Source organism: Actinophytocola xinjiangensis (genome assembly GCF_001921215.1).
In the GTDB taxonomy this organism is placed as follows: domain Bacteria; phylum Actinomycetota; class Actinomycetes; order Mycobacteriales; family Pseudonocardiaceae; genus Actinophytocola; species Actinophytocola xinjiangensis.
In genome coordinates this window covers 1-10,674 of sequence record NZ_MSIF01000038.1, presented here as the reverse complement: position 1 = coordinate 10,674, position 10,674 = coordinate 1, and the positions used below count along the sequence as shown (strand labels likewise).

General features: G+C 72.4%; 8 protein-coding genes and 1 rRNA gene. All 9 read right to left on the bottom strand.

The window, feature by feature from the left end:
* Nucleotides 1–81 precede the first annotated feature (81 nt).
* Nucleotides 82–1,023 carry a copper transporter gene (locus BLA60_RS39100; protein WP_075138148.1) on the bottom strand — a complete coding sequence of 314 codons (942 nt, stop codon included), beginning with the start codon at nucleotides 1,021–1,023 and terminating at the stop codon, nucleotides 82–84.
* Nucleotides 1,020–2,204, bottom strand: a complete 1,185-nt coding sequence (steA, locus tag BLA60_RS39095) for a putative cytokinetic ring protein SteA (RefSeq protein WP_075138147.1) — start codon at nucleotides 2,202–2,204, stop codon at nucleotides 1,020–1,022. Before steA ends, BLA60_RS39100 begins: the two co-directional genes overlap by 4 nt.
* Nucleotides 2,205–2,328: 124 nt before the next feature.
* Nucleotides 2,329–4,122 (bottom strand): DNA repair protein RecN, encoded by a 1,794-nt coding sequence (gene recN / locus BLA60_RS39090; protein WP_154814909.1) that lies wholly within the window; start codon nucleotides 4,120–4,122, stop codon nucleotides 2,329–2,331.
* A gap of 69 nt (nucleotides 4,123–4,191) precedes the next feature.
* Nucleotides 4,192–5,079 carry an NAD kinase gene (locus BLA60_RS39085; RefSeq protein ID WP_075138145.1) on the bottom strand — a complete coding sequence of 296 codons (888 nt, stop codon included), beginning with the start codon at nucleotides 5,077–5,079 and terminating at the stop codon, nucleotides 4,192–4,194.
* Nucleotides 5,076–5,873, bottom strand: coding sequence for a TlyA family RNA methyltransferase (locus BLA60_RS39080; RefSeq protein WP_075138144.1), 798 nt, complete (start codon nucleotides 5,871–5,873; stop codon nucleotides 5,076–5,078). The genes BLA60_RS39085 and BLA60_RS39080 overlap by 4 nt, the downstream gene beginning before the upstream one ends.
* 3 nt (nucleotides 5,874–5,876) lie before the next feature.
* Nucleotides 5,877–6,047, bottom strand: coding sequence for a hypothetical protein (locus tag BLA60_RS44695; protein WP_170108438.1), 171 nt, complete (start codon nucleotides 6,045–6,047; stop codon nucleotides 5,877–5,879).
* Between the two features lie 4 nt (nucleotides 6,048–6,051).
* Nucleotides 6,052–7,050 (bottom strand): HAD-IIA family hydrolase, encoded by a 999-nt coding sequence (locus BLA60_RS39075; protein WP_075138143.1) that lies wholly within the window; start codon nucleotides 7,048–7,050, stop codon nucleotides 6,052–6,054.
* Nucleotides 7,047–7,745: a tetratricopeptide repeat protein gene (locus tag BLA60_RS39070; protein WP_075138188.1), complete on the bottom strand. Its 699-nt coding sequence runs from the start codon at nucleotides 7,743–7,745 to the stop codon at nucleotides 7,047–7,049. The genes BLA60_RS39075 and BLA60_RS39070 overlap by 4 nt, the downstream gene beginning before the upstream one ends.
* A 2,856-nt stretch (nucleotides 7,746–10,601) precedes the next feature.
* A 5S ribosomal RNA gene (gene rrf, locus BLA60_RS46605) occupies nucleotides 10,602–10,674 on the bottom strand; the annotation flags it as partial.

Below are 10,674 nucleotides of genomic sequence, written 5' to 3'. Positions count from 1 at the left end.
GGACGACCCGCCTGACTCTCCACGGGGTTTCACCGTATCACCTGCCCCGAGGTTCCTCTCACGACACGCTCTCGGGCGGCGTCATTCCACGGGTGCGCCGGGCACCGCCGCCGCCGCGTTGCCGGCGCTGCCGTAGCGCCCTGACCCGCCTTCGAGCTGCTCACGCAGCGCCAACACGGTGACCAACCGGCCGGCCGGGGTCCGTACGTTGTCCACTGTGGACAGAATGTCGGTGGCGGAGGTGTCGGCGCGGATCACCCCGACCGGCCCGGTGCCGCTGGCCGAGCCGTCGGCACCGGCCAGCACCGTGCCGGCGCCGGCCCGGTCGAGCTGGATGGCGACCCGGGCGACGGTCGCCGCCCGGTCGCCCGCGCCGTCGCCCTCGACGGCCCCGCCGGTGAGCACGACCGCGAGCTGGGCGGGCTGGAGCCCGGAGCTGGCTTTGACGAACCCGCCCTCGGTGAGCCCGGCGAGCGCCGCGGCGGTCTCCTCGGGCGAGGCCTGCGGCCGGTTGTCGTCCTTGCCGATGAGCAGCAGCGGGCCGAGCAGCCCGCCCGCCAGGGTGCCCGGGTCCGACGCCGTCGGCAGCCGCACGCCGGCCGGCAGCAGCCGGATGACGATGTCCTTGAGCTGGTCGCCCTTGCCCGGGTCGGTGAACGCCTCGGTGAGCTGGAGTTCGCCGGTGACCCGGGCGCCGGCGTTGCCGAGCTGGGTCTTGAGCGCGTCGCGGTCCAGCGGGTCGGCGTCGGCGGTGGTGACGATCACGACCGTGCGTCGCTCCAGCTCACCCCGCACGACCAGCGGCGACACCGCGCCGATGAACTCGTCGGAGTCGGCGAGCCGGGCGTCCTGGGCGTTGCGCCCGGCCTGCAGGTCGTTGACCTGGTCGACGAGCTGGTCGTTGTCGTCGGTCAGCCCGGAGAGCAGCGTGCGGGACAGGGTGGTCGACCCGAGCACGACGCCGACGGCGAGCGCGAGGAACACGGCGGCGATGGAGACGATGTGGTAACGCAGAGAGATCACGGCAGTAGTCCCTTGATCCAGGTGAGCAGGCTGTTCCAGCTGTCACCGGCCCAGTCGAGGTAGACGCCGCCGACCCCGGACACGGCCAGCGCGACGAGCACCGCGACCAGCGCGGCGATCACGAGCAGCAGCACCGCCCCGAATGACACGCGACTGCGGTGCAGGGTGGCCACGGCCCGCCCGTCGACGATCTTGCTGCCGAGCTTGAGCCGGGTGAGGAAGGTCGACGGGTTCGACCCGGAGCGCCCCCGGTCGAGAAACTCACTCAGCGTGGCCTGGAACCCGACGGTGACCACCAGGCTCGCCCCGTGCACGTCGGCCAGCAGCAGCGCGAGATCTTCGGGATTCCCCGAGGCGGGAAAGGTGACCGCACCGATCCCCAGGTCCTGGATCCGCCCCAGCCCCGGCGCGTGCCCGTCGACATGCGCCGGCACCACAACCTCCGCACCGCTACGCAGGGTGTCGTTGTTCACCCGATCCGGATCACCGACGATCACGTGCAGCTGATACCCGCGCTGGTGAAGCGTGTCCGCCGCCGAGTCGACGCCGATGATCACCGGCCGGTGCTCCCCGATGTAGCGGCGCAGGGCGTTCAGATCCTCGTCGTACCCGTGCCCCGGGGCGACGATCAGCACCTGCCGCCCGTGCAGCGGGAGATGGAGTTGCGGAACCCCCACCCCGTCCAGAATGAGCGTGCGCTCACGGCGCAGGAACTCGATCGTGTTGGCCGAGAACGCCTCGAGCTGGGCCGACATACCGGCCTTCGCACCGATCATCAGATCCGCGACGGTCTCGACGGACTGCTCGGTCCCCCGCCCGACTTCCCGATCCCCGAGAAAGATCCCCCCGTCGAAAAGCCGGATCTTGCTCCCGTCCCGGACGACCCGCAGAATCTCCGGACCCACGCCGTCGATCAGGATGATCCCGGCACCCACAATGATCTCCGGCCCCAAATTCGGGAACCGCCCCGAAATGGACGGTGACGCGTTCACCACCCCGACGACCCCCGCCTCGACCAGGGCATCAGCCGTGCTCCGGTCGAGATCAACCTGGTCCAGAACGACGATCTCGTGACGATCGATGCGCCGCAGAAGCTCACCGGTGCGCTTGTCGACCCTGGCAGTGCCGGCGATACCGGGGCGGTTCTGGCCTGATCGCGTGAGCAGCCCACTGAGCTTCATGGGCGGATGGTGACGTGGACTGATCTGCCGCTGGTCCCGCCACGCCGGCGGGTGACTGGGGATTACCTTTTCGGGTGATGGGTTTTCTTGGGGTGCATGGGTTTCTTCTTGATTTCCGTGCTTCTTACCGACGACGACGCTTACGAGAAGCCTTCTTGTCCTTCTCCGCAGCGGTCAGTAGTTCCTCGGCATGCGCCCGTCCGGTCTCCGTCGAATCCATGCCTGCCAGCATTCGGGCCAGTTCGACGACGCGGTCCTTGTCCGCCACCACTCGGACGTCGCTTCGGCTCACGCCACCCTTGGCGCTCTTGTCCACGACCAGGTGCCGGTCGGCGAAGGCCGCCACCTGCGGTAGGTGCGTCACGACGATGACCTGGTGGCTGGCCGCCAACCGAGCCAGCCGGCGCCCGATCTCGACCGCCGCGCGGCCACCGACGCCGGCGTCGACCTCGTCGAACACCAGTGTCGGCACCGGGTCGGAATGGGCCAGGACGACCTCGATCGCCAGCATCACCCGGGACAGTTCGCCGCCGGAGGCCGCCTTGTGGACCGGGAGCGGGGTGGCGCCGTCGTGGGCGACCAGGCGCAGCTCCACCTCGTCGATGCCGTCAGGCCCCGCATGGACCAGGGCGTCGCCGCCGTCGCCGCCCGCCACGCGCAGGGCGTGGGTTTCGTTGGGTTCGGCCCACCTGGTACTGATCACGACGTCGATGCTGGCCTGACCCATCGCCAAACCGCTCAGCTCGACGGTCACCTCCTTGGCGAACCGGTCGGCCGCCGCCACGCGCAGTTCCGTCAGCGCGTGGGCCTTGGCCGCCAGCTCCACCGCGAGCTCGTCACGGCGGGTGGCCAGCGCCGCCAGGGCCTCCTCGGAGGTGTCCAGGCCGGACAGGCGCCGCTCGGCGTCCTGGGCCCAGGCGAGCACACCGTCGACGTCGGCGGCGTACTTCCTGGTCAGGCCCTTCAGCTCGGCCTGCCTGGCCAGGACCTGCTCCAGGGCCGCCGGGTCGGCGTCCAGGGATTCCAGGTAGCTGGTCAGTTCGCTGCCCACGTCGGCCAGCAGCGCCTCCGCCTCGGCCAGGCGGGGACCCAGGTCGCGCAGGCGCGGGTCCTCCGACGCGGACAGGCGGTGCCGGGCGTCGGCGATCATGCCCAGGGCTCCTGGCGCGTCGGGGTCGCCCTCCGGGGAACCGCTCACCGCGTAGGACGACGCGGTGGCCGACTCCCGCAGCTGGTCGGCGTCGGCCAGGCGCCGTGCCCTGGCCACCAGGTCGTCGTCCTCGCCGGGTTGGGGGTCGACGGCCTGGATCTCGGCCAAGCCGTGGCGCAGCAGGTCCGCCTCGCGGGCCAGCTCCCGGGAGCGCGCGGCGCGTTCGGCGAGCTCGGTGGCGACCGCGTGCCACTGCTCACGCACCCGACGGTAGTCGGCCAGCGCGTTGAGCAGCTCCTCACCGGCGAAACGATCCAGCACACCGCGCTGCTCGGCCGGCCGCAACAACCGCAGCTGGTCGTTCTGGCCGTGCACGGCGATCAGCTGCTCCGACAGCTCCGACAGCACCCCGACCGGCACCGACCGGCCCCCCAGATGCGCCCGGGAACGCCCGTCGGTGGTGACGGTCCGTAACGCGATGAGGGCTCCGTCGGCATCGGGCTCCGCACCGGCGTCGCCGGCGACCTTGGCCGCCGAGCTGCCCGGCGGGGCGTCGAACCGGCCCTCGACAACGGCTTTCGAGGCGCCGCTGCGGACTCTGGACGCCTCGGCCCGGCCGCCGGACAGCAGGTGCAGCCCGGTGACGACCATGGTCTTGCCCGCGCCGGTCTCACCGGTGACGACGGTGAGTCCCGGGTCAAGTTCGAGCGTGGCCTCGTCGATCACGCCGAGGCCCTCGATGCGCATTTCGGCCAACACAGCGCGCACTTTATCCGCTACGGCCGCCGAAAGCTCGTATCCATCCACATGTGTGTTCGATTCGCCGGCCGAAACCGCTCACCGGTTGCGCCAGCCCTGCACCGGCAGCTCGAACTTGTGCACCAGCCGGTCGGTGAACGGGCCCTTCCGCAGCCGCACCAGCCGCACCGGCTTCGCGCCGCCGACCACCTCGACCCGCGCGCCGGGCGGCAGCACGAACGTGCGCCGGCCGTCGCAACACAACACGGCGGGATGGCCGTCCGGGTCGACCTCGACCGCCACCACCGACCCGGGCGAGACCACCAGCGGCCGGGAGAACATGGCGTGCGCGTTCGACGGCACCACCAGCAACGCCTGCACGTCCGGCCACACCACCGGCCCACCGGCGGAGAACGCGTAGGCCGTCGACCCGGTCGGCGTCGCACACAGCACGCCGTCGCAGCCGAACGAGGACACCGGGCGCTCGTCGACCTCGATCCGCACGTCGAGGATCCGTTCGCGGCTGCTCTTCTCCACGCTGGCCTCGTTCAGCGCCCACGTCGAGGCGAGCCGGCGACCGGCCAGCGACGCGCTCACGTCGACGGTCATCCGGTCGTCGACCTCGTAGTTCTGCGCGATGACCTGGCGAACGGCCTGTTCGAGCACGTTCGAGTCGGCCTCGGCGAGGAACCCGACCCGGCCCATGTTCACCGCGATCACCGGGACCCCGGCCGCACGCGCCAGTTCGGCGGCGCGCAACAACGTGCCGTCGCCACCGAGCACGAACACCAACTCGGTGCCGGCGGCGGCCTCGGGCCCGGTGTGCACCACCGACTGGTAGCAGGCGCTGTCCAGCTGCGGGGCCTCGTCGGCGAGCACCCGCAGCCGGATGCCGGCCTCGCCGAACCAGCCGGCGACCTTCTCCGCCGTGTGCAGCGTGTCGGCCCGGCCGGTGTGCACGACGAGCAGCACCTCACGTCCGGTCATTGAGGTCCTTTCCGCACCGCGGCCTCGACCAGCGCCGCCGCCTCGGGATTCGGCTCGCCGCGTCGAAGCCACACGAAGTACTCGACATTCCCGGACGGCCCGGGAAGAGGGCTGGCCGTGACACCGTGCACGCGCAGCCCCAGCGTCTCGGCCTCCCCGACAACAGTACGTACGGCGTCGGCGCGCAGTTCAGGGTCGCGCACGACTCCGCCGGAACCGAGCCGCTCCTTGCCGACCTCGAACTGGGGTTTGACCATCGGCAGCAGGTCGGCGTCCTCGGTCGCGCAGGCCAGCAACGCCGGCAGCACGAGGCGCAGCGAGATGAACGACAGGTCGGCCACGACCAGGTCCACCGGCCCGCCGAGCTGTTCGGGCGTCAGGGAACGCGCGTTGGTCCGGTCCAGCACGACGACCCGCTCGTCGGTGCGCAGCCGCCACACCAGCAGCCCCCGGCCGACGTCGGCGGCGACCACCTCGCGGACACCGCGGCGCAGCAGCACGTCGGTGAACCCGCCGGTCGAAGCGCCCGCGTCAAGCGCGCGCCGGCCCTCGACCCGCACGTCGAACGCGTCCAGCGCGCCGATCAGCTTGTGCGCACCCCGCGACGCCCAGTCCTCGCCCTGCTGCTCGCGGACGACGACGGGCGCGTCGGTCTCGACGGCTGTCGCCGGTTTCCCGGCGACTGTTCCGCGCACGGTCACCCGACCGTCGGCGATGAGCTGCGAGGCGTGCTCGCGGGATCGGGCGAGGCCTCGGCGAACCAGTTCCGCGTCCAGCCGGGTCCGGCGGGGCACGGGTCAGTCCGTGTCGATGCGCGAGAGCGCGTCGTTGAGGGCGGTGTGCACCGTGTCGAACCGGGCCACGTGGTCGGCCAGCGGGACGTGGTCGAGTGACTCGGTGCCGGCGAGCGCGTCGGCCAGGGCGTCGGTCAGGGCCTCGTCGCCGGCGGTCGGCGCTTGTGGGTGCACGGTGTCACGCTAGCCCATCGGGCAGGCCGAGGTGCGCGAGTGCCGCCCTGGCAGCGTCGTCGCCGGGGACCGCGCGCCGGCCCGGTTCCCCGGCGGCCAGCACACGCAGCAACGACAGCGCGTCGGGCTCGCCGGTGCCCCGGTGGACGATCGTGTCACCGTCGAGGTCCCAGTCGGGCTGGGCGCCGACGGCCAACCGCCGCGCCGGCTCACCGATCGCCGCGACGTCAGCGGCGAGGTAGGTGGGCCTGGTCCGCGCGGCGAGCAAGCCGGCGGCCGTGGTGACCCCGGACAGGACCAGCAGCGAGTCCAGCCCGGCGGCGACGGCCCCGTCGATGTCGGTGTCCAGCCGGTCGCCGATGGCCAGCGCCCGGTCCGTCCCGGCCGACCGCAGCGCCTCGGCCATCAACGGAATGGCCGGTTTCCCGGCGACGACCGGCTCCCGGCCGGTGGCCGTGCGCAGCGCGGCGACGAGGGATCCGTTGCCGGGTAAGAGACCGCGCTCGGTCGGCAGCGACGGGTCGACGTTGCAGGCGACCCAGAACGCCCCGGCGTTGAGCGCGACACACGCCTCGGCGAGATCGCGCCAGCCCAGGTCCTTGGACAACCCCTGCACGACGGCGACCACGTCGTCGCCGGCGGTGCGGGTGTGCCGGAGCCCGACGAGCTCGACCTCCCGCTCCAGCGCCGGCGACCCGAGAACGAGAACCGTGCCGTTGCCGTTGCCGTTGTCGTTGTCGGCGAGGTTGTCGGCCAGTACCTTGGCCGCCGCCTGCGCGCTGGTACTGACCTCGGCGGGCTCGGCCGGGATGCCGATGTCGGTGAGGTGCCGCGCGACCTCGTCCGGCCCGCGCGAGGCGTTGTTGGTGACGAACCGAACGGTCACCCCGGCGCGGTGCGCGGCCGCCACCGCGTCCGGCGCCGAGTCGATGGCCTGCTCGCCCCGGTAGACGGTGCCGTCGAGGTCGAACAGGAGCGCGTCGTAGCGTTCGAGCAGGCTCACCGGGACCCCAGTTCGATGGCGCGTTCGGCGGCGTCGGTCTCCTCGTCGAGGTCGGCCTCGGCGGCGTTGAGGAACCAGCGGACGGCCTCCTCGGTGCGCCCGGCGGCCTCAAGGTTGTCGGCGTAGGCGTAGAAGAGGCGAGCGCTCCACGGGTCGCGCTTCGCGGGGTCCAGGTCGGGACCCTGCAACGCGACCACCGCGGCGTCGACCTGCCCCATGTCCCGCCGCGCCCCCGCCGCCACGATCCGCAACTCGACCGAGACGTCCTTGGGCAGCTCCGGCCCGGCCTCCGCGGCCAGGTCGAGAGCACGTTCCGGCCGGCCGAGCGCACGTTCACAGTCGGCCATGACCGGCAGGTGCGCGGAGTCCCCGGTCATCCGCCGCACGGCGCGGAGCTCGCCGAGGGCCTCGGCCCACTCCCCCGCGTGGTAGGCGGTGATCCCGGCGGCCTCCCGCACGATCGCGACCCGCGCGGCGCGGGAACGCGCGAACCTGGCGTGCTCGAGCGCACGCTCCGGGTCGTCGTCGATCAGCTGCCCGGCGGCGACCAGATGCCGGCCGACCATCTCGGCCACGGACTTGGCGAGACTGCGAAGCTCACGGCGGGCCTCGGGGTCGAGGTCGCTGAACTGGATCTCGTCCGGGAGTTCCGGGCCGTCGGTGTCGTTACGCGGCCGGCTGCCCCGCGTGGGCACGCCCCGGTGCAGGTCCTGCTCAGCGAAGTCGGACCTGGACGGTCGCCCGGTGTTTCCGGACCGGGTGCCTTCCGGCCCGGCGCCACCGCCCGGGGCACGGTCGTCCCCGCGCTCGGCGGCGTCCCTGCGATCGCCGTGGTCCGAGCCGGACCCGGCGGATCCGGCGCCCCGATCGGCGGAGACGTTGTGGGAATCGGCGCCGGCGGATCCAGCGGCGCCATCGGCAGAGGCCTGGGTGCCTGCGAGGGTGTCCGAATCGCCACCGGCGCCACCATCGGTGGGTGCTTCGGCGGGGCCGTCATCGCCGGTGGAGCCGCCACGTGTGGAACGGGGCTCGGTCGGGCCGGCTTCAGCGGCGCCCGCCCTGGCCAACCCGCTGTCGCGTGCGACAGAGCCGGGCTCGGCCGCATGCGCAGCGGAAGAACCGCTCCCGGTGTCGCCCGCCCCGGCGGAGGCGGCACCCGTGGAGGTGGCACCGGCAGAGGTTGCGCCAGTAGAGCTGGCACCGGGCGTGCTGCTGTCGGTCGGGCCGGCCCCGTTCGAGTCGGCGTCGGTCAGGTTGCTCTCGGACGCGCCGGCCTCAACCGAGTCGGTTTCGGAACCGGCACTCCTTCCGGGCGAGCTGACGTCGGGCGAGTCAGTCTCGGACGAACCGGGAGAGGTGGACCGGCTCTCGGACGAGTCAGCGTCGGCGGGACCGGGGGACCCGGCGTCCGCAGGACTCGCCGTGCTCAGGTCTCGCTCCGACAACCTCTCGGCAGGGTCGGACGCTGCCTCGGGTGACCCGGTCTCCGGTGTGTCGGCGCCGGGCTCGGTCGAGCTGGCGTCGGGCGCCTCGGAGGCTGCGCGCTCGGCTTCGGTGTCGGGTGTGCCGTGGTCAGGAGCGTCGGAGGTACTGGTCGCCGTGGGTTCGGTCGGGGCGGCGAGAGTGTCCGGGGTGGTGTCGAACGTGTCGTCGTCGTAGGCCGTTGCGGGGCGCTCGTCCCGGTCCCGTGGGGGGCGGCGGTCGGACCAGGTGGACTGGTGGTCGCGGCGGGGGCGCTCGTCCCGGCGGTGGTCCGACTTCTCCGGGGGGGTTGAGCGGCCGAAGCCGCTGCGGGAGGCCGTGCGCTCGTCGCGGGAGTCGGTGTGGTCGCCGCCGGGGCCACGGCGGGAACTCCGGTCGCTGTCGAACCGTCCGCGCGAGGAGCCGCCGGTGCGGTCGCGGTGGTCGCCACGGTCCGAGGAGCGGAAGTCGCTCCGGTTGTCGGACCGCTTCGGGCGGTCGCCGTAGCCACGGTCGCCCGAGTCGGGGCCGTACCCGGAACGGTCACGGTTGTCACGCCCGGGACGGGAGTCACTGCCGGAATCCCGCCGCTGGTAACCGGAATCGGTGCGGGGGCGGTACTCCCGCCGGTCCGAACCCTGGCGGTCGGAATCCTGCCGCCCGAAACCCCGACGATCGGAATCGCCCCGGCCGAAATCGCGCCGACCTGAGTCCCCGCGGTCGAAGTCCCGCCGACCGGAGTCTCCACGATCGGAATCTCGCCGGACGGAGTCGTCACGATCGAAGCTTCGGCGGCCGGAGTCACCCCGGTCGAAGCCGCGTCGATCGGAGTCACCCCGGCTGAAGTCACGGCGGTTGGAGTCGCCGCGGCTGTCGCGGCGGTCCGAGTTCCCCCGGTCGAAGTCGCGACGACCGAAGTCACGGCGATCGGAGTCTCCGCGCGCGGAGTCGCGACCACCGGAAGCTCCGCGAGCGAAGTCCCGCCGGTCAGAGCCACCACGGCCGGAATCGCGGCCGGAATCGCCTCGCCCGAAGTCGCGGCGGTCTGAACCCCCGCGGCCGAAGTCCCTGCGGCCGGAGTCGCCGCGGCTGAAGTCGCGGTTGCCTGAGTCCCGGCGGCCGAAGTCGCGACGGTCGGACGATCCGCGACCCGAATCGCGGCGGTCCGAGTCACCTCGGCCGAAGTCACGGCCGCCGGAGCCTTCACGCCTGGGGGCACCGGAGGAGCCGCGACCGTAGTCGCGGCGGCCGGAGTCGCCTCGGTTGAAGTCCTTGCGGTCCGAATCGCCCCGACCGAAGGGGCGGCGGCCGGAATCTCCGCTGCCGAAGTCGCGCCGGTCGGTGTCGCGGCGGCCGGAGTTCCGATTGCCGTAATCGCGGCCGCCTGAGTCGCGGTTGCCGGAGTCCCCCCGGTTGAAGTCCCGGCGGCCACCGTCGCCTCGGCCACCGTCGCGGCGGTCGAAGTCGCGGCGGTCGGAGCCGGAGCGGCCGAAATCGCGGCGGTTCGAGTCGCGCGAGGTGGAGTCTCGACGGTTCGACTCGCGGAAGCCGCCGTCACGGGAGTTGGAGTCGCGGCGAGGCGAGTCCCGGCGGACGAAATCGCGGGAACCGGAGCCCCGAGAGCCGGAGTCGCGGCGGTCGAAGTCACGGGAACTCGAGTCGCGGGGGCGGTAGCTGGAGTCACGGCGGTCGCCGTCGCGGGAGTTGCGGTGGCTGGGGGCGCCTCGGTCCGAGGAGGACCGGTCGGGGCGGGGGCGGTAGGAGCCACGATCTGCGCCCGAGCCGCCTCGGTAACCCGACTGGTCACCTCGGGAACGGTCCTGGTTACGACGGGCGCCGCTCGACGAGCCGGCAGAGCCGCCGCCGGTGGAGCGGCGGTCGTTGTCGTAACGACGTGATTTGCCGTGAGGTTTACGGTCGGTGTGGGAGCGATCACGGTCGTCCCGGGGGGTGCCGTCGGCGCGTTCGTCCCGTCGCCTGTGCTCTGCCACTTGAATCCTCCACCGACTGAGACGTCGTCCGAACATCATTCAACATGCCGAAACGCCGAAGAGCCCTCCAAGGTGTCGGAGGGCTCTTCGGGAATGAATGCTCGGCGGTGTCCTACTCTCCCACACCCTGTCGAGTGCAGTACCATCGGCGCTGGAGGGCTTAGCTTCCGGG

Bases quoted from the DNA above. Each gene is read 5' to 3' on its own strand.
- steA (WP_075138147.1), bottom strand. From the start codon at position 2,204: ATGAAGCTCAGTGGGCTGCTCACGCGATCAGGCCAGAACCGCCCCGGT.
- BLA60_RS39085 (WP_075138145.1), bottom strand. From the start codon at position 5,079: ATGACCGGACGTGAGGTGCTGCTCGTCGTGCACACCGGCCGGGCCGAC.